The 18,654-nt window shown below is 61.2% G+C and carries 20 protein-coding genes and 1 tRNA gene; 13 read left to right on the top strand and 8 right to left on the bottom strand.

Going from position 1 to position 18,654, the window contains the following annotated elements; genetic code table 11:
* The 6 genes from AC0L2R_RS07030 to AC0L2R_RS07005 all read left to right on the top strand — a co-directional run.
* Positions 1-427: GNAT family N-acetyltransferase (locus tag AC0L2R_RS07030; RefSeq protein WP_473508234.1), on the top strand; the 427-nt coding region annotated here is incomplete at its 5' end.
* Positions 428-642: 215 nt separating this feature from the next.
* Positions 643-1,404, top strand: coding sequence for a 3-hydroxyacyl-CoA dehydrogenase (locus tag AC0L2R_RS07025; RefSeq protein ID WP_473508233.1), 762 nt, complete (start codon positions 643-645; stop codon positions 1,402-1,404).
* Positions 1,405-1,410: 6 nt separating this feature from the next.
* Positions 1,411-2,559, top strand: coding sequence for a CaiB/BaiF CoA transferase family protein (locus AC0L2R_RS07020; protein WP_473508232.1), 1,149 nt, complete (start codon positions 1,411-1,413; stop codon positions 2,557-2,559).
* Between the two features lie 105 nt (positions 2,560-2,664).
* On the top strand, positions 2,665-3,426 hold the full coding sequence (locus AC0L2R_RS07015) for a HugZ family pyridoxamine 5'-phosphate oxidase (RefSeq protein ID WP_473508231.1): 762 nt from the start codon (positions 2,665-2,667) through the stop codon (positions 3,424-3,426).
* A 173-nt stretch (positions 3,427-3,599) separates the two neighbouring features.
* Positions 3,600-3,938 (top strand): ArsR/SmtB family transcription factor, encoded by a 339-nt coding sequence (locus tag AC0L2R_RS07010; RefSeq protein WP_091594634.1) that lies wholly within the window; start codon positions 3,600-3,602, stop codon positions 3,936-3,938.
* Between the two features lie 310 nt (positions 3,939-4,248).
* Positions 4,249-5,052, top strand: coding sequence for a TrmH family RNA methyltransferase (locus AC0L2R_RS07005; RefSeq protein WP_091594637.1), 804 nt, complete (start codon positions 4,249-4,251; stop codon positions 5,050-5,052).
* 29 nt (positions 5,053-5,081) lie between these two features.
* Here AC0L2R_RS07005 and AC0L2R_RS07000 read toward each other — a convergent pair whose 3' ends face one another.
* The gene (locus AC0L2R_RS07000) at positions 5,082-6,230 is read right to left on the bottom strand and encodes a coiled-coil domain-containing protein (RefSeq protein ID WP_473508230.1); all 1,149 of its coding nucleotides are present in this window, start codon (positions 6,228-6,230) and stop codon (positions 5,082-5,084) included.
* A 148-nt stretch (positions 6,231-6,378) separates the two neighbouring features.
* Positions 6,379-7,014, bottom strand: a complete 636-nt coding sequence (locus tag AC0L2R_RS06995; RefSeq protein WP_236369205.1) for a DUF1134 domain-containing protein — start codon at positions 7,012-7,014, stop codon at positions 6,379-6,381.
* A 357-nt stretch (positions 7,015-7,371) separates the two neighbouring features.
* Here AC0L2R_RS06995 and chpT point away from each other — a divergent pair, with 357 nt between their 5' ends.
* Together chpT and AC0L2R_RS06985 are read left to right on the top strand one after the other, a co-directional pair.
* Positions 7,372-8,001 (top strand): histidine phosphotransferase ChpT, encoded by a 630-nt coding sequence (chpT, locus tag AC0L2R_RS06990; protein WP_091594641.1) that lies wholly within the window; start codon positions 7,372-7,374, stop codon positions 7,999-8,001.
* A gap of 246 nt (positions 8,002-8,247) precedes the next feature.
* Positions 8,248-8,616, top strand: a complete 369-nt coding sequence (locus AC0L2R_RS06985; protein ID WP_473508229.1) for a response regulator — start codon at positions 8,248-8,250, stop codon at positions 8,614-8,616.
* 125 nt (positions 8,617-8,741) lie between these two features.
* Here AC0L2R_RS06985 and ctrA read toward each other — a convergent pair whose 3' ends face one another.
* Positions 8,742-9,437 carry a response regulator transcription factor CtrA gene (gene ctrA / locus AC0L2R_RS06980; protein WP_006203583.1) on the bottom strand — a complete coding sequence of 232 codons (696 nt, stop codon included), beginning with the start codon at positions 9,435-9,437 and terminating at the stop codon, positions 8,742-8,744.
* Positions 9,438-9,887: 450 nt separating this feature from the next.
* Between ctrA and AC0L2R_RS06975 the strand changes: the two genes are divergently transcribed.
* Positions 9,888-10,265 carry a flagellar export protein FliJ gene (locus AC0L2R_RS06975; protein ID WP_029349790.1) on the top strand — a complete coding sequence of 126 codons (378 nt, stop codon included), beginning with the start codon at positions 9,888-9,890 and terminating at the stop codon, positions 10,263-10,265.
* 413 nt (positions 10,266-10,678) lie between these two features.
* Here AC0L2R_RS06975 and sciP read toward each other — a convergent pair whose 3' ends face one another.
* A complete protein-coding gene (sciP, locus tag AC0L2R_RS06970) occupies positions 10,679-10,954 on the bottom strand; it encodes a CtrA inhibitor SciP (RefSeq protein ID WP_006203587.1) in 276 nt (91 codons plus the stop codon).
* A 273-nt stretch (positions 10,955-11,227) separates the two neighbouring features.
* Between sciP and mnmA the strand changes: the two genes are divergently transcribed.
* Positions 11,228-12,418 (top strand): tRNA 2-thiouridine(34) synthase MnmA, encoded by a 1,191-nt coding sequence (gene mnmA, locus AC0L2R_RS06965; RefSeq protein ID WP_473508228.1) that lies wholly within the window; start codon positions 11,228-11,230, stop codon positions 12,416-12,418.
* Positions 12,419-12,472: 54 nt separating this feature from the next.
* Here mnmA and AC0L2R_RS06960 read toward each other — a convergent pair whose 3' ends face one another.
* Positions 12,473-13,438: a Gfo/Idh/MocA family protein gene (locus AC0L2R_RS06960; RefSeq protein ID WP_023797942.1), complete on the bottom strand. Its 966-nt coding sequence runs from the start codon at positions 13,436-13,438 to the stop codon at positions 12,473-12,475.
* 329 nt (positions 13,439-13,767) lie between these two features.
* Here AC0L2R_RS06960 and AC0L2R_RS06955 point away from each other — a divergent pair.
* Positions 13,768-13,844 (top strand) — tRNA-Met (locus tag AC0L2R_RS06955).
* 244 nt (positions 13,845-14,088) lie between these two features.
* Here the strand turns inward: AC0L2R_RS06955 and AC0L2R_RS06950 are convergent.
* On the bottom strand, positions 14,089-15,015 hold the full coding sequence (locus tag AC0L2R_RS06950) for an ABC transporter substrate-binding protein (protein WP_473508227.1): 927 nt from the start codon (positions 15,013-15,015) through the stop codon (positions 14,089-14,091).
* 263 nt (positions 15,016-15,278) lie between these two features.
* Between AC0L2R_RS06950 and AC0L2R_RS06945 the strand changes: the two genes are divergently transcribed.
* Both AC0L2R_RS06945 and AC0L2R_RS06940 read left to right on the top strand, forming a co-directional pair.
* The gene (locus AC0L2R_RS06945; RefSeq protein ID WP_473508226.1) at positions 15,279-16,142 is read left to right on the top strand and encodes a hypothetical protein; all 864 of its coding nucleotides are present in this window, start codon (positions 15,279-15,281) and stop codon (positions 16,140-16,142) included.
* A gap of 47 nt (positions 16,143-16,189) precedes the next feature.
* Positions 16,190-16,777, top strand: a complete 588-nt coding sequence (locus AC0L2R_RS06940) for a YceI family protein (RefSeq protein WP_473508225.1) — start codon at positions 16,190-16,192, stop codon at positions 16,775-16,777.
* A 132-nt stretch (positions 16,778-16,909) separates the two neighbouring features.
* Here the strand turns inward: AC0L2R_RS06940 and AC0L2R_RS06935 are convergent, their stop codons facing one another.
* Entirely contained in the window at positions 16,910-17,644 is a 735-nt protein-coding gene (locus tag AC0L2R_RS06935) for an FCD domain-containing protein (protein ID WP_473508224.1), read from the bottom strand.
* Between the two features lie 107 nt (positions 17,645-17,751).
* On the bottom strand, positions 17,752-18,606 hold the full coding sequence (gene fghA, locus AC0L2R_RS06930) for an S-formylglutathione hydrolase (RefSeq protein ID WP_473508223.1): 855 nt from the start codon (positions 18,604-18,606) through the stop codon (positions 17,752-17,754).
* Between the last annotated feature and the right edge of the window lie 48 nt (positions 18,607-18,654).

Genomic DNA, 18,654 nt, shown 5'->3' with positions numbered 1-18,654 from the left:
GTGCGTAGACGTCGCCGATGTCGTGCAGCAGGGCGCAGACGATCCAGTCGGTGTCGGCGCCCGCGCCCCCAGCGCCCCGCGCCCCCCGCCCCGGGCGGCCGCCGCCCCCCCCGCGCTGATGCTCGGACCGCTTGCCGTGCGGCCGGCGTACAAGAATCTCGGCATTGGCCGCCGGCTGGTGGCGATCGCGCTGGAGGCCACCGCCAAGGCCGGCATGCCGGCGGTGATGCTCGTCGGCGACGAGCCCTATTACGGCCCGCTCGGCTTCAAGAGAATCCCGCGTGGGCAAATCTCCATGCCGCGCCCGGTCGATCCTGACCGGCTGTTGTCGCATGAGATCGTGCCGGGCGCGATGGCACGGCTGGTGGGGGAGGTTTGCCACGCAGATCAGGCAAGGATTGCCGCGCAAATCGCCGCGATGGCGTGACCATCCGGATGCTGTTGCGCAGTCCTGTCGGGCTTCGTAGCATGTGCCCGACTAAGGTGTGTTGAGATTCAGGTCGGGCCGAGCCGAAAACGGTGGTATTCGAGAACCGGAGCGGAGCGTACTTTTGGGTACGTGAGCACCGGAAGCGCAGGAGACCACTGCTTGTAGGCCGGCCTCACCTGAATATCAACACAGCTTGGATGGAGGACGCCGACATGAACCCCAACGGCCAGATTGCGATCGTCACCGGCGGCGGCTCCGGCCTCGGCGAGGCGACGGCACGTGCACTGGCCGCAAAGGGTGCCGGCGTTGCCATCCTCGACCTCGGCATCGAGCGCGCGGCGAAGATTGCGGCCGATATCGGCGGCATCGCCATCCAATGCGACGTAAGCAGCGCCGATGGCGGTGCTGCTTCAGTGGCGGAAGTGGTAAAAAAGTTCGGCGAACCCCGTATCCTGGTCAATTGCGCCGGCATCGCCATCGGCATGAAGACGATCGGCAAGGACGGTCCGCACCCGCTCGACCAGTACCGCCAGGTGATCGAGGTCAATTTGATCGGCACCTTCAACATGATCCGCCTCGTCGCCGACCAGGCCGCGAAGCTTGAGCCGCTGGACGGCGGCGAGCGCGGCGTCATCGTCAACACGGCATCGGTCGCCGCCTTTGACGGTCAAATCGGCCAGGCGGCCTATTCAGCCTCCAAAGGCGGTGTCGTCGGCATGACGCTGCCGGTGGCGCGCGACCTTGCCCGGTCGGGCATTCGCGTCTGCACCATCGCGCCCGGCATCTTCAAGACGCCGATGATGGCCGGCATGCCGCAAGAGGTGCAGGATACGCTCGGCGCTGCGGTGCCCTTCCCGTCCCGTCTCGGCGAACCTTCCGAATATGCAGCCCTTGTGCTGCATATCATCGAAAATCAGATGCTCAACGGCGAGACCATCCGCCTCGATGGCGCCATCCGCATGGCGCCGAAGTAGCCGACCATGAGTGCCGAAGTCGCCCTTCAGGCGAAGACCGGCCCGCTCGCCGGCCTGACTGTGATCGAGATGGCCGGGCTTGGACCGGTGCCGCTGGCCGGGCTGATGCTGTCGGAGATGGGCGCCGAGGTGCTGCGCATCGAGCGGGCTGGGTCGAGCCAGCCATTTCTGGCGCTGCCGGACGAATACGACATCGACTGTCACGGCCGCTCCATCCTGCGGATTGACCTGAAGCGCTGGGAAGGCGCCGAACTGGTGCTGCGCCTTGCCGAAAAGGCCGACATGCTGGTCGAAGGGTTTCGTCCCGATGTCATGGAGCGGCTTGGTCTCGGGCCGGATGCGGTACTGGCGCGCAATCCAGCCCTGATCTACGGCCGCATGACGGGGTTCGGCCAGGACGGTCCGCTATCGGGACGTGCCGGCCACGACATCACCTACCTCGCCTATTCGGGTGTGCTGCATGCCATCGGCCAGCAAGGCGGCCGGCCGGTCCCACCGCTCAACCTTGTCGCCGACTACGGCGGCGGCGCCATGATGCTGGTCGCCGGCGTACTGGCCGCCCTGTTTGAGCGCTCGCGCTCCGGCAAGGGTCAGGTGATCGACGCCGCGATGACCGAGGGCGCTTCAATGCTGGCGACACCTGTGCACGCCCTGATGGCGGCGGGCCTGTGGAGTGACACGCGTGGCGCGAACCTGCTCGATTCCGGCGCGCCCTTTTACGACACCTATGAGACCGCGGACGCACGGCACCTCGCCGTCGGCTGCCTTGAGCCCCGGTTCTTCGCCGAATTTGCAAGACTGCTGCCGCTCGACCAGATTTTTGTACGCGGCCAATACGACAGGACTTTGTGGCCGCAGATGCGGGCCGCCATTGTCGATCGGGTCGGGCAGAAATCACGGGACGACTGGGACCGTCTCTTTGCTGCAACCGATGCTTGCGTCGCACCGGTCTTGTCGCTGCGGGAAGCCAGGGATCATCCGCACAATCGCGCTCGCAACGCCTTCTTGAAGTCGGGTGCGCTTGAGCGCCCCGCCCCGGCGCCGCGCTTTTCGCTTTTCGCGCTCCCGGCCGACGCTTGCCGCCATGCCGGCCGATCACGATTGTCAGGCGGTGACGGTGCTGGCACGCTTCGGCCTTTCGGAAAGCGAGACTGAGGCCCTTTTCAAATCTGGGGCCCTTTTCAAATCTGGGGCCCTTGTCAAATCCGGTGTGATAGGTTGATAACTGGAGAGCAAAGATCAGCTTAAGACGGTGTGGATTTGAACGATCGAAAGAAGGACGTGATCCGCGAGACCGACGCCGAAGCGATCAGGCTGGCGAAGACGCTGATCCGCAGTGCCCGTTTCGGCGCGCTGGCGGTGATCGAGCCCGGGACCGGTTCGCCGCTGGCCAGCAGGGTTGGTGTCGCCACCGATATCGACGGCACGCCGCTGATCCTTGTATCGATGCTGTCCGCCCATACCGGCGCGATCCTTTCCGACCCGCGCTGTTCGCTGCTTGTCGGCGAGCCCGCCAAGGGCGACCCGCTGGCGCACCCACGGTTGACGCTCGTCAGTCGGGCGGCACGGCTTGAGCCTGGATCCGACGAGCACGCCCGCGCCGAACGGCGCTATCTCAACCGCAACCCCAAGGCGAAGCTCTATGCCGGTCTTGGCGACTTCTCGATCTTCCGCCTTGAGCTGGAGCGCGCCAGTCTCAACGGCGGCTTTGGCAAGGCCTACCTGCTCGAACGCGCCGATCTGGTCACGACCGCGCCGATCGTCGAAGAGCTTGCCGCTGGCGAACAATCCGCCCTCGACCATATGAATGCCGACCATAGCGACGCAATTGCCGTCTACGCGCGCCACTTCGCCAAGGCGGCGGGCGACGGCTGGGTCGTCACCGGCTTTGACGCCGACGGCATGGACCTGGCATTGGGCGACGATATCTGCCGGGTGTTCTTTCCCGAGCCATTGAGGACCGCGCGCGAGCTCAGGCATGTTCTGGTCGACATGGCAAAAACCGGCCGAGTGGCGGATTAAACACAGTCCGACAGTTAATCGCGTCGGGTCGAAAGCAAGTCTTGAGGTTTGTGCGAGATGTTCTACGCTTTCCCGGTAGCGTTGAATCGCCAGCGCACATTCGCAAGTGAGCCTATGGAATCAGACGCTATTGCCCCCATAGCGCCGGAGGAGCAGGAAGGTATGGGGGATCGATGGTCTCGAAAAAGCTAATCGCCAATGCCGAATCAGCGGCTTCGTTTCTGACGCTGATGGGCAACGAGAAACGACTGTTGATCATGATCTACCTGGCCGACGGTGAAATGTCGGTCGGCGCTATTGCCGAAAAGGTTCTGCTCAGCCAATCCGCCCTGTCACAGCATCTAGCCAAACTGCGGGCGCTCGATCTCGTCGAGACCCGGCGCGACCGGCAGATGATCTACTATTCCTGCAAATCCGATGCCGTGCGCGAACTTCTCAACACGCTGGACGGGATTTTCGGCGAGGGTGAGCCATCGCAGATGGCATACCGCCCGCGTCGCTCCGGGACTTGACCGGCCAATGCATGTCGCCCAAAGCCGGCAACATGCATAACTGGTCCGAGCGCCCCTTGCCTCGCTGACGACTCCTGATGCATGTCGCGCAAAAGCATGCCCGTGCAGCGGTTTTGCGATAACGACATGCATAAAACAACAACCTAAAGCGCGTCGCGAGAGGTCGGTTGAGGTCGGTCGAACGCGACGCGCTTTTGAGCGACTTGCGTCCACTTGGACGCAGAAGGTACGCTCTGACACTTTGGATCCACGCGTCGTGCTGTCGCAAAACCCACCATGATCGGGCCGATGCGGGTCAGTTGAGGCAAGCATGCGCAGCATTCGTATCGACGACCCGCAAGACCCGCGCGTCGCCGCCTATCTCGACATTCGCGAGCGCGATCTTGCCGGCCGGCAGGGTCGTTTCGTTGCCGAAGGCAAGGTGGTGCTCGAAATGCTGCTCGCAGCCAAACGCTTTACCGCCGAATCGGTGCTGGTGCTCGAAAACCGGCTGGCAGGCCTCGACGCAACCCTGCGCAAGGCGCCCGCGGACCTTCCGGTCTACGCGGCAGCAAGCGAGGTCATGGACAGGATTGCCGGCTTTCACATGCATCGCGGCATATTGGCGATCGGCCGCAAGGGCGAGGCGCAGCCTGCAGAGGCCTTGCTGGATGCCCTGCCCGCCCGCGCGTTGATCGTCGTGCTGGTCGGCATCGCCAACCATGACAATATGGGCTCGATCTTTCGCAACGCCGCCGCCTTCGGCGCCGATGCCGTGTTTCTGGACGCGACCTGCTGCGATCCCCTGTACCGCAAGGCGATCCGCGTTTCGGTCGGCGCCGCGCTGAAAATTCCTTTTGCCTCCTTCGCTGAGACCGTCGGCTTTACCGCGGCGCTCGATCGGCTGGGCTTCGGCCAATTCGCATTGTCGCCGCGCGGACAAACCGACATCCGCGATGCGAAAAGGACCGAACGGCTGGCACTCTATCTCGGCACTGAAGGCGAAGGCCTGCCCGAGATGCTGCTCGCCCGCCTGCGGACGGTGCGGATCGATATGACGGAAGGCTTCGACAGCCTGAACGTCGCCGCCGCGTCAGCCATCGCCTTGCATCATTTCTCGGCAAGCAGGACCTGAGCCGCAGAAGTCAGCATCACTGCCTGGGCTCAATGCGCCGATTCGGCCTGCTGCAGCGCCCGCACGCGATCGGCAAGGCTGCGTTCACCGCTTCCCGGTGGGTTGGGTGCCGCAAGAACCTTTGCGATCGGCGATTCCGGCCCGTCGAGCTTCGCCGTCAGAGCTACGACCTGCGCCGCCAGGTCGCTCATCTGCTCGCGCAACGCAGCGCTGGCGCCTTCGGATCTGGATACCGCGTCGGCGGCAAGATCCGTTTTCAGCCTCTTGTTCTCGCTGGCCAGTGCCGTCAATCTCGCCTCCAACTGCTCCCGGTCGCTGTCGAGCTTGGCGATAGCTTTTTCCATATCGCCCTTGACGGCCACATCGGCCTGACCGCCTTGCGCTCCGACGAGACGCACCGCTGCCGACGCATTTTCCACGCTTTCGCTTTTCAGCTTTTCGCGAAGCCGCGCGATTTCCTTTTCGCGGCGTTCAAGCTTGTCCTCGCGATCGGCAAGCGTGGCGAGCAGGCGCTCGATCTTCTTGTCCAGTTCGCCGGTCCTTTTCTTCTCGGCTTTCAACGCGTCTCGCGCGGCCTTGCTCTCGGCCGCGATCTCCTGTTGGCGCCTGTCGGCCTCCTTGCGCTGGCCGCGCAGCACTGAAATATCATCGGCCAGCTTTTGCAATTCGGATTCGCGCGCCACAAGTTCGATCTGACGGCTGCTGGAAGAAAAGCTGGCGTCGTCATACATGTGCTCCAGTTTTTTCAGCTCGAGCACACGCTTTTCCAGGGCATGCTCGGTTTGAGCAAGCCGATCCGACAAAAGCTGCAACTGGTCTTTGCGCTGCCGAAGGTCTTCGCCCTTGGCCTCGAGCGCGGAAAGGGCGTGTTCCTTGTCCTTCCGCTCGAGCGCCAGTTCCTTCAGTGCTTCGCGGCCACGGCCGATCTCGACAAGCTGTTCGGCCGATTTCTCGCGCAACGCCTTGACGCTCATCTCAAGCCGACGTGTCGCCATGGCGAACTCGGCGCGGATGCGATCCTTCTCCGCCTGGATCTCGGCCAGCGTCAGCGGCATCGAGCCCTCGATGCGTTTACGGGTCAGCATCACGGCCCGCCGCCAGATGGCCGGAGCAATCATCAGCGCCAGAAAGCCGGCGCAGAGAAAGCCGAGGACAAAGAACAGGACCGACTGAACCAAGGTGACTATCCGTTATGAACGGCAAACAACCGTAAGGGACTGTGCCACGTTCGCATGACGGAATTCCAGTGCCGCGGCAAGGGTCTGCCGCAGCATTGTTCACACCGTCGATCCTGGAAACAATCGCGGTGACGAGGCAACCGCTTGCTCAGAATGGATTCCAGGTTGCGCGCTGGGTAAGCTTGAGGTAGCCGAGATTGACGCCAAGCCGGGCTCCGACGCCGGTACGGATCGGCACCAGCAGCACATTGTTGTTCTTCATCACGTTGAAGCCGACGCCAGCCACGAGGTAGGCGGAGCCGGCAAGGCCGCCGAAACGATTGTAGAGGCTGTTCACATCGTCGAGATTATAGACCAGCATCATCACCCGCGAGCCCTCGCCGCCAAAATCCCAGCCGAGCGACGGGCCCTGCCAGAACACTTTGTGATCGCCGGCATTCTTGGTGTAGAGTGTGCCTTCACCATAGGTCAGGCCACCGATCAGGGCGCCCGAGCCCTCCTCCCCAAGCAAATAGCCATTGGGCAGGCCATAGGAGGAGAAAATCTTCTCCACGACGGTGGCGAGCCCGCCCGACGTCGCACCGAAGAATTTATGACCGGAATCGACGATCTCCTGAGCGGTGTATTCCTGGGCCCGCGAAGGCGAGGTTGAAAAGACGACAAGGCCCATGAGAGCGATCGCCATTGAGAAGACACGGAGAAAGCTCCGGTCTGTGAAGACACGGAGAAAGCTCCGGTCTGTGAAGACACGGAAAAAACTCCGGTCGTAGTATCGGGAAAACATGCTTCCAATCTCCGTCAGGGAGCACTTTCGCCGACGCCTCGCATCCGTGCGGCTCTTTGGTGGCCGTTAAGGATGACTGTTAAGGACAAACTATGCCGTAATCCTTTTTCAACCATTAAGCTTTCACATGAAGATGGCGGTTCGTAGGCTGGTTTCGCGCTGATTTCGCGTCGGCCCGCAGTATCCGCACCCTGCGTGAACACACCATTTTCGATAGCGACAATTCCGGATTTGTTGCTGCACGCTCAGGCGCTGTGTATTCAGTAGGCCTTGGGAGAGCGAGCGTGATTCGTGTGGACAGGCGTGATCATTGATCGCCCGGCCATCTCCAGTGAAATTTTGCAGGGACTTTCGCCGATGGCCGAGCTTTTCACCCTTTCCGCACCCGATCTCGCCGCGCTTTTGTGCAGCCGGGTCTGCCACGACATCATTTCGCCGGTCGGCGCCATAAACAACGGGCTTGAGCTGCTCGACGAAGGCGGCGCCGACGAAGATGCCATGAAATTGATTCGCCAGAGCGCCAGAAACGCTTCGGCCCGCCTGCAATTCGCCCGCATCGCCTTCGGCGCAGCCGGTTCTGCCGGCATGATGATCGACACCGGCGATGCCGAGGCCGTTGCGATCGCCTTCTTGAAGAACGAGAAGCCGGAACTGATCTGGAATGGACCCCGTGCGCTGCTGCCCAAGAACAAGGTAAAGCTGCTGCTCAACCTCATTCTCGTCGCCAACGCTGCCATTCCGCGTGGCGGCAAGCTTACGGTCACGCTTGAAAAGCTCGACACGGAACCACGCTTTGCGCTCGCCGCGAGCGGTCCGATGCTGCGCGTGCCGCCCAAATTCCTGGAGCTCCATTCCGGCAACAAGCCTGAAGAACCGATCGACGCGCATTCGGTGCAGCCCTACTACACACTGCTTTTGGCACGCGAGGCGAACATGACAATATCGATCCACGCGACCGCAGAAGAAATCGTTCTCTCGGCTGCTTGAATTTACTAAGAAATGATTGAAAAGAACAGATAAGAGTTTTTAGACAATATTTACTGCACCATCACGGTCGAATGAAATGAACCCCAAAGGCTAGTTCGGCCGAAGCATCGGTCAAGAAGTTTCCGTAAAAGCTGTTCTTGCAAAAATTTTACCTATCGGCTTTTCAGCTTCTTTACCGGATTGACCATACGGTGCCTTCCAGACCGCGACGCTGCCGGATTGCCGCATGGCAAAGAGGGCCCGGAAATGAAACGCTGCATGTTCATCGACGATTCGAGCGTCATCAGGAGGGTTGCAAAACGCATCCTGGGTGGTTCCGACATGCTGGTCATCGAAGCTGCCAGCGGGCTTGATGCGGTTGAGATGTGCACTGCCGACATGCCGGATATCATCATTGTCGACGGCGCCTTGCCGGACATGCAGGCCGAGGACGTCATTCGCCGCGTACGCGCCATGGAAAGTCCGATACAACCCCAGATCCTGATTTTGCTGGTTGAGGTCGACGTCGCTTCGATCATGCGGGCAAAGCGCGCCGGCGCCCAAGGCTATCTGCTGAAGCCGTTCACTCGGCCGCAACTTCTCGAGCGCTTCCGCACCTTGAGTTTTGCCGCCTGATTCGCCGCCGCTGGCGCATGGCCGCGGAAATCGGCGCTCCAATATCTGCGACATGACATAAAAACGCAAAATCCGGCCGAAGCCGGATTTTTGTCGGAAGAATCGATCGGATCGGCGTCGTCAGCTCAGGCGCTGACGCGGATGTCTTCCGGCTCGCGCAGCACGTAGCCGCGACCCCAAACCGTCTCGATGTAGTTCTGGCCGCCGGAAGCAGCGTCGAGCTTCTTGCGCAGCTTGCAGATAAAGACGTCGATGATCTTCAGTTCCGGTTCGTCCATGCCGCCGTAAAGGTGGTTGAGGAACATTTCCTTCGTGAGCGTGGTGCCCTTGCGCAGCGAGAGCAGCTCCAGCATCTGGTATTCCTTGCCGGTCAGATGCACGCGCTGGCCACCGACCTCGACGGTCTTGGCATCAAGGTTGACCACCAGGTCGCCGGTGGTGATGACCGACTGGGCATGGCCCTTGGAACGCCGCACGATGGCGTGGATGCGGGCGACCAGTTCGTCCTTGTGGAACGGCTTGGTCATATAGTCGTCTGCGCCGAAGCCGAGGCCACGTACCTTGTCCTCGATGCCGGCCATGCCGGAGAGGATAAGGATCGGCGTCTTCACTTTGGAAAGGCGAAGTGTTCTCAACACCTCGTATCCCGACATGTCGGGGAGATTAAGGTCGAGAAGGATGATGTCGTAGTCGTAGAGCTTACCTAGATCGACCCCTTCTTCGCCAAGATCGGTCGTATAGACATTGAAACTTTCCGATTTCAGCATCAGCTCGATGCTCTGTGCGGTCGCACTGTCATCTTCTATCAGCAGAACACGCATTTCATTCCCCTTTTCTGCTGCCGGACCATTTCACGACCCGTCCAGGACCGGAGCAGTGATTGCCTGAGCAGAGGCTGCCATCGAATGGTTAACAAAACCTAATTCCGTGCCGTTGACGGTACCAGATTTTTTAACCCTTTTCTACACCTTGTTGAATCTAATAGCGAATCTAAGAACCAAACCGCTAATGCAAAACATTAATAAGCCAGACTAAGTGACTCCAGGGACTCGCTAGCCGTGCTTCCGCGTCGGGGCCGGAATTTTTACCCGGCCTTAAGTCCTGAGCCGTATGATTAACAATGCCCGTAAACGAATGGTTACCGCCGGCAAAAAACTTTAGGAATTTGTTTCCCATAGTTCTGGTAAAGTCGGTGGAAGCGGGTCGAAGCCTGAGTTTGCCAGGCGGATTAGACGATATGTGCAGGTGTGCGTTTCCAGGAGTACCGAATCATGAAGTCACGTGAAAACCTCGTTCGGCTGAAGCAGTTTCAGGTGAACGAGAAGCGGCGGCAGTTGCTGCAACTCGACATGATGATCGCCGAATTCGAGCGCATGGCTGTCGAACTGGAACTCCAGATCACTGCCGAAGAAAAGAAAGCCGGCATCACCGACATCAACCATTTTGCCTATCCGACCTTCGCCAAGGCAGCACGCTTGCGCCGCGACAATCTCAGAAATTCGCAAAGCGACCTCGCCCAGCAGCGTAGCGTTGCCGAATCACTGCTCGGCGAAGCCGAAGCGGAGCTTTCCAAAGCAGAAATGCTCGAATCACGCGACACCAAGATCCGAGACGCCGAGACCGGCGGCCGCAGCGCCATGATCGGCTGAAAACAAGGCTTTAAGGCCGGTCAGCACCCAGCGATCAGGTCGTTGCCCATCTGGAATGTCGCCGCTCATTGGTCGAGCAACTGCCAGTTTCAGGCCTACGCTGCCAAATCCCCTTGATGCTCCGCGACCGCCCGCATCTGGGCTGATGTCGGGCGCAGGCGATTCCGGCCAGGACTTTATCTGATTGAGCAGCCCACCAGGTTCCGGCCGAGTTCGGCTCGGGGCCGGCCGCGCAGGCTTGCGGAACTCGGCAAGGTCGACGCGAAAAATGCTTGCTCCAAGAAGCAGGCGCTGCTCATGCCTGTTGTCAGCCCGATCGGCAGGTGGTGCTGACCGTCTGAAGCAGAGAAAACCCTGTCGGCAAAGCAAAAAGGGCGCGGATTGCCGCGCCTTTTGACATCCTTGAACCAGCCCTAATGCCGATATTGCTGGATGCGCGTTGTGCGCAGGCCGGCAAGGCCATATTCATCGATCGACGCCTGCCAGGACAGGAATTCCTCGGTGGTCAGCTTGTAGCGCTGGCATGCCTCTTCGAGACTCAGCAGCCCGCCCCGTACAGCCGCCACCACTTCCGCCTTGCGCCGGATAACCCAGCGACGTGTGTTCGTCGGCGGCAGATCGGCAATCGTAAGGGGGCTGCCGTCAGGCCCGATAACATATTTGACGCGCGGTCTAACAAGATCGGTCATCGTACTCTCTACTAAAAACTCAAAGACCCAATCCCCACCACATTACCGCCACAGCTTTAAAATTTGCCTAAGCGATCCCTAATAGCTAGGTAAGGATCATGAACGCCGCGTTAGTCTTTTCGTCGGCATTTGAGGCATCTGCCCAGCAAGCGCCCGAATCCGTTCAAAAAATCGGCCGGTTCGCGAAGCTGGCGCACCCGGAAAGCTTGACCTATATTCCGGCCATTGGCATTCAGGCGCCGTCATCCAGGCGCCGTGCAGAACGAAAGAACCATGAACAGCCTCGACCTTCCCGGACGCCCCGAAGATACCCGCATCGTTGTCGCCATGTCGGGCGGCGTCGATTCGTCGGTTGTTGCCGGCCTTTTGAAGCATGAAGGCTATGATGTCGTCGGCGTCACGCTGCAGCTCTACGACCATGGCGCGGCAACGCACCGGGCCGGCTCGTGCTGCGCCGGCCAGGACATCGACGATGCCCGCCGCGTCTCCGAAACGCTCGGCATTCCGCATTATGTGCTTAATTACGAGGAGCGTTTCCGCAAGGCGGTGATCGACCCCTTCGCCGAGAGCTATGTGGCCGGCGAAACGCCGATCCCTTGCGTTTCCTGCAACCAGACGGTGAAATTCGCCGACCTCCTGGCGACCGCCAAGGAACTCGGCGCCGAGGCGCTGGCCACCGGCCATTACATCCGCTCCGGCGCCAACGGCGCCCATCGCGCGCTGTACCGGCCGGTCGACGCAGATCGCGACCAGAGCTATTTCCTGTTCGCCACCACACAGGCGCAGATCGACTACCTGCGCTTTCCGCTCGGCGGCCTGTCGAAGCCGCAGGTTCGCGCCATCGCCGAGGAAATGGGGCTGACGGTCGCTGCCAAGCAGGACAGCCAGGACATCTGCTTCGTGCCGCAGGGCAAGTACTCCGATATCATCGCCAAGCTGAAGCCGACTGCTGCCAATCCGGGCGACATCGTCCATATCGACGGCCGCGTGCTCGGCCGCCATGAAGGCATTTTGCGCTACACGATCGGTCAGCGCCGCGGCATCGGCATTGCCTCGGGCGAGCCGCTCTACGTCGTCCATCTCGACGCCGACCGGGCCCGCGTCGTCGTTGGCCCGCGCGAGGCGCTGGAAACGCACAAGATCTATTTGCGCGACATGAACTGGCTGGGCGACGCTGCGCTGACAGATATTCCGGCCACCGGGCTGGAGCTTTTCGCCAAGGTCCGCTCGACACGCCCGCCACGCCCGGCCGTGCTGCGTCACAACGCCGGGATCACTTCGGTGGAACTGGTCGACGGCGAGTCCGGTATCGCGCCCGGCCAGGCCTGCGTGCTCTATTCCGACGACGGCAACGAGGCCCGCGTTTTCGGCGGCGGCTTCATCGAGCGTTCCGAACGCGGTGCCGAGGCCGAGGCGATGCTGACGCGGCTAGCGGCCCGGCCGACGCAGATTCCCGCCGAATAGACGATAATCCCGATCTATCGGGATCGATCAGGCTCTGATACAGCCGCACTTCTCTCAGGAAGACGATCCGGTGTGGGCAACCGTGCCAGCGGTCAGGATACGCAGCACCCTGATGGCTTCCTCGCCGCTGGTACGCGGTTCTGCCCGCGTCTCGATGCACTGGATGAAATGCTCGAGCTCTCGCGTCAGCGGCATGCCCTCGCCCACTGCAACATAGGACGGCTCGTTGGTGGTGAAGGCCCATTGGCCGCTGTCTTGCCAGACCGCGTGGCGGTAGACGGCGAGCTTGCGCTCCCACGGCTCGACATCGTCGAACACCGCCATCGCCTTGGTGCCGACCACGGTCAGCCGCCGTTCGCGGTAGGGATTGAGCCGCGACGCGAATAGGTGGCTGCGCAGACCGTTGGGAAAGCGCATGTGCAGATGCGCGAAATCGCTGAGATTGTCGAGGAGCGCTGCCCCTTCTCCACGCACCTCGATCGGTTCCGTGCCGGTGATGGCCAGGATCATCGACAGATCGTGCGGCGCCAGGTCCCACAGCGCATCGTTCTCGGTGTGGAATTTGCCGAGCCCGAGCCGGTGCGAATGGATATAGCGGACCTCGCCGAGCTCGCCATTGTCGATCAGCGCCTTCAACGTCTCGAAGGCGGGATGAAAGCGCAGCACATGACCGACCATGAAGACGCGGCCATTGTCGACCGCCGCCTTCACCGAACGCTCGGCATCGGCCACCGTCAGTGCGATCGGCTTCTCCACCAGCACGTCCTTGCCGCCCTGGACGGCGCGCACCGCCATATCGGCGTGGAACTGCGGCGGCAGCGCCATCACGATGGCGTCGATGTCGCTGCGCACGAACAGCGCCTCCGGCTCGATCGCCAGGCAATCCTGCTCACTGGCGAAACCTTCGGCGCGGGCAGGGTTGACGTCCGAGACCGCGTGCAGCGCGCCGAGCGCCTTGAGGGTGCGGATGTGGTTGCTGCCCCAGTATCCGCAACCGAGGACTGCAATGCGCGGTTTCATCATTCCAACTCTAGAATTTCGTGGCCGAGACATAGCGGCGCGCCCCGCCGAACTCAACCCGGCATTTCTGTGCCCGATTGTCTGCCCGGCAAAGCTTTTCGGCCATCAGAGCGAGGTGCGTCCGCCTGGACACACAAAGTACGTCTCAAGACCGTGAAGCTTGGCGACGCGACAGGATGCGATAGAGTGTGGCGCCAGACCGGCTGCATCGACACCGGCTGCATCGATGCTTGACAGGCTTGGCGTCCCAACCTTATATCCGCCCGACCTTGGCGAACGCTTCGACATGCCCTCTGATTTGAGGCGGATTTCGGGCCTTTCGCCGCCCTGGCGGGGTAGCTCAGTTGGTTAGAGCACGGGAATCATAATCCTGGGGTCGGGGGTTCAAGTCCCTCTCCCGCTACCAAAACTCCTTAAATCATTGATATATCGAACAAATCTATGCAAAATGGTAGCGCCTCCGTTTGAAATTGATCAAGAAGTAACGTGGCGCCCTCGTTTTCAAGCGCCAGGTGATTTCAGAGTCGAGGAAGAGCAGCACGCGTTTTACTCCTCCCTGAAAGCGCGCTTGATCCGATCAGCAAGGGCTGCACGATAAAAGACAACATCGTGCGCCTGCCGGTGGAAAGATTTTCGCCGGCCGCTGGTGATCAGGCGGCGCCTTCCAGATAGCGCCTGTCGAAGACGCCCTCGGCAGCATCGCACTTCGACTTGTCGAGCAGGTTCGCCCTGACCATCAGGTCGATCGTCGTCTTGAGCGCCTTGTCTGGCACGGCCAGGCCCTGCGGCCACATGCCCATGCCACGCATATATTCCAGGCCCCGTCGCGCCAGGGACTCGCTGTCGGGTGTGGTAATGCGCTGGAAGATCGGCAGGGTGATGCCATGGTTGGCCGCGTCATTCGTGACCGAATGCGCCTCGATCAGCGCCTTGAGGAAGCGGGTCACGAGATCGCGGTTCGCTGCCAGCCAGGATGCCTTGCCGATGACAGCGGTGAAGACGATCTCGGAGATTGCGGCGCTGACTTCCCCGAGCAGATTGTAGCCCTGGTCCTGCGCGAGGAAATTCCATGGTGCGGGCTGCGGAGCGCAATCGATTTCGCCTGCCTGCAGCGCCTCCCACCGCTTGGTGTGAATGCCGGCCAGGGCAAACTCATAATCGCCGGGGTAGTGCAGCCCTGCCGCGGCCAGCACGATCTGCGTGTAGATCGCGGTGCCCTCCGTCAGCGAGGACGTGCCGACTTTCTTGCCCCTCAGCTCGGCAAGCGAGCCGATGCCCGGGCGCGCCACGATCGACATCGGCAAGCGCACGGCGTTGGCTGCCACGATACGCAGCTCTCCTCCCCTGACGAAGTCGGCAACGGCGCCTTCCGGCGGCGTAATCGCCAGATCCGCTTCGCCGTCGAGAACGGCCGCGGTCGCCTTTTCGACGCTGCCCATGCGCTTGTAGTCGATCCGGATGCCGTGCTTTTCGAAAAGGCCCTGTTCGTCGGCGACGAAGACAGGAAGCCAGTTGAACCCCTGCGCCCCGCCCGCGAGCCGAAGATCGGCGAGGCCGGCAGATTCCTGGTCAGTCATGGCGATATCCTCCGTTGAAACTCCGGCGCAGGCACTGGTCTCTGGCGAGATGCGGTTCGGTTCTACGGCCGTGATGCCGTGCACATTGACAGACGCATAATAATTGAGATACTATATAGTATCTAAAAAACATACGGTATGTCAATATACCGAACGAAGGAGTCGGCTGATGCAACATCGAGCCGAAGGAGGAAACATGCGCCCCACCAAGAGTGTCGCCGATATCAGCAGCCGACAGTTCGACGCGCTGCGGAACAGCTGACATGAGCGGCCTGGCGCGATCGCCACAGGAAGCGATGATCCTCGGCATTGTTACGGCTGGTTTGCTGGCGCTTGTGGCAGCAGGGCTGCTGCGCTGGCTTCGCGCCGGGAAGCTCTGGACGGACCTCCTGGTGCCCGCTTCCTTCCTCGTCGCTTACTGGCTGGCCTACAACAAGGTGCCGTCTTTCCCGCCAGTAGGTGCGGTCAACAAGGTCTTCTTCGTCGCCGCGATTGGAACGGCGCTCGGTATCCTGGCCGAGGCCGTCGGCCGTGGCATGCTGGGTCGCGCACTTGCCCTTGCCCAGCCGATCGCGTCCGCCGCGTATATAGGAGCGGCTCGGCTGCCCGATGCGCTCCCGGAAGTGGCGGTGGCCGCGTTATGGGGCCTACTGGTGATGCATGGCCTTTCCGGTGGAACAGACCGGGCCGAGGACGAATCCGGCACAAGGCACGCCGCCTTGCTCGGCATCGCATGCGCCGGATTCGCGCCGATCGCGCTATTGGGGGCATCGTCCTCGAGCTTCCAGCTCAGCCTGCTTTTCGCAGCCGCCCTAGCGGCCATTGTCGCCACCAATATCTCAAATCCGGATTTCGGATTCCGCTCCGCATCCCTCTTGGGAGGAGCAGGTGGCATGATAGCGGTCGCGCAGACCGTCACGCTGATCACGCGCAAGACCGACATGCCGGCGCTGGCCGTGCTGTCATTGGTCTTTGTCGCGCCCTTTGTCGTCGATCCGGTTTTGCGCCGGATCCGCGCCACGAACAAAGCCGTCCGCCTCGCCGCATTTGTCGGGATTTGCCTGCTGCCAGTCGGCGCATCCCTGGCGATTGTGATCGCGCGGTATGGCTCAAGCTTCCCGGTATGACCCGGAAGAGAACTGTCGGAAACCAGTTTAGGGAGGAAGTTACACCTATGTCGAAACTACTGCGGACCACCTTGCTTGCCGCCACGATCGCCTGGTTGCCGCTAGCCGCCGAAACAGCCGCGGCCGGGACGTTCGAAATCGATCCCGTGCATTCGGGCATTGCTTTCTTCATCGAGCATCTCGGCTTCTCGCAAGTGATAGGAACGGCGAAGGAGTTCTCGGGCACGTTCGCGTTCGACGCCGCCCACCCGGCTGACAGCAGCCTCGACGTTGCAGTGAAAGTTGCCGGCATCTCGACCAACAACAGCCAACGCGATAGCGACATCCAGGGCGCCGACTGGTTCAATGCAACCGAGTTCCCGCAGATCACCTTTGTCGGGCGGGAATTCAAGGCGGTCGATGCCAAATCCGGAACGATCATGGGCGATCTCACGATCGCAGGGGTGACAAAGCCGGCCACGCTGGACGTCACCTTCAACAAGGAAGGCGAGAACCCGTGGGACAAGAGCCACGTCGTCGGCTTCAGTGCGCGAACTTCGATCAAACGCAGCGACTTCGGCATGAAGGCCGCGCTCGGAATGATCGGCGACGACGTGAGCCTCGTGATTCAGGTTGAAGGGCGTGCCGGTTCATAACTCACGGTGACCATCCGGCAGGCTGTCGCCTGCCGGATGGTCCTCGATGGAAGCGGGTCCCATCGGCAGTGTTCGTTCAGGCTGGTTCGCCACCATCACCCACGGATTGCGCCAAGTGAAACTTGCCGTGGCCTACTCGGCGGCCACGGGATCCGGACGCCTGAAGGCATCGGCCGTCCCACCTTGCGCGAAAAGGTGGCTTGCATGAGCAATGACGTTCTCGGTCGTCTCGCGGATATGCCGGTCGACCAGATCCTGCGCCGTGGCCGTGTCGCGGGCGATGACCCTGTCCATGATCATCTTGTGCTCGACGTCCTTTGCGCGCCATTGCGGGCGAAACTGAGAGGACATCCTGCGATAGCGGTGGGCGCGCTCGAAGAGCTTCTGCCGGATTTCGAGCAGATTGGGCGAACCGCATGCAGCGACCAGCGACAGGTGGAACGCACTGTGCAACGTGGCCCATTCGTCGGAGAGATAGTAGCTCGCACCAAGCCGGCTTTGCAGGCGGTCCATCCGATGGAACGCAGCCATGATGTCCGCCTCCCAGCGATCGTCGCCACGATCGATTGCCAGCTTGATGCACTGCCGTTCGACGAGCACGCGGACATCCGTCAGATCGTTGAGATCGAACAGCGAGACTGGCGCGACCAGGAACCCACGCTGCCCCTCCGCCACAACCAAGCCTTCGGCCACCAGCCGCGACAAGGCCTCGCGCAGAGTGGAGAAGCTGACTTCATACAACTCCCTCAACGTCTCGAAGCGCAGCTTGGATCCGGGTTTCAAGGCACAGCTGATGATGTCGCTCCGCATGCGCGCCAACACATCCCCAGCGCGTGTCTCTCCGGCGGGCTTGAGACTGTTACCCATGCATACGACTCCGCATTGAATTATCGCGGAGATTACTGCGGATTTTCGAAATAATCAAACCTCCCGCGTCGAAGCGGCGCGATACCGGCCAGGGCGGCGTGTTGGCCTCAGCCGTCAAGCAACAGCCTCTCAGCATGCCAGCGCAGATGGTCGTCCATGAAGCTCGAAATGAAGAAATACGAATGGTCGTATCCATCCTGCATGCGCAGTGTCAGCGGAATGCCGGCCTTGGCGCAGGCCGCCTCCAGGAGCCAAGGCCTTAGCCCGTCATTCAGGAACCCGTCCGATGTCCCCTGGTCGACGAGAAATTCCTGAAAGCGGTGCCCATCCTCAATGAGCGATGTGGTGTCGTAGATCCGCCACGCGGCTTCATCCATGCCGAGGTATTTTTCGAGGGCCGGCCTCGACCAGCCGGCTGTGCTTGGCTGCACGATTGGCGCGAAGGTCGAGCAACTCCTGAACCGCTCCGGGTTTTTCAAGGCGATGGTCAGTGCGCCGTGTCCGCCCATCGAATGGCCCGTGATGGCCTGGCGCGACATGTCTGCCGGAAAATTCGCAGCGATCAACGCCGGCAATTCCTCGACGATGTAGGAATACATCCGGTAGTTCTCGGCATAAGGCTGCTGCGTCGCATCGAGATAAAAGCCGGCGCCGCAGCCAAACTGCCAATTGTCCTTCTCATCTGGGATGTCGGCGCCGCGCGGACTGGTGTCCGGACAGACGACAATCAGCCCCAGTTCGGCGGCCATGCGCCTGTATTCGCCCTTGTCCATGACATTTTGATGGGTGCAGGTCAGTCCCGACAAATACCACACCACCGGGCAAGGCGTTTCCCGGGCCTGTGGAGGCACGAAAACGGCAAACGACATGTCGCAGGAGCAACTCGTCGACAGGTGCGAATAGACGCCCTGCACCCCGCCATGGGATTTTGCCTGGGAGATCGTCTTCGTGGGGTCCGGCATGTAGTCTCCACCAATTTCAAGCGCCAATGATAGCCATCTATGGCATCC

It is taken from the genome of Mesorhizobium sp. WSM4820 (assembly GCF_055811075.1).
Note: the sequence above shows the minus strand (reverse complement) of the source record. Positions and strands in the feature narration are given on the sequence as shown.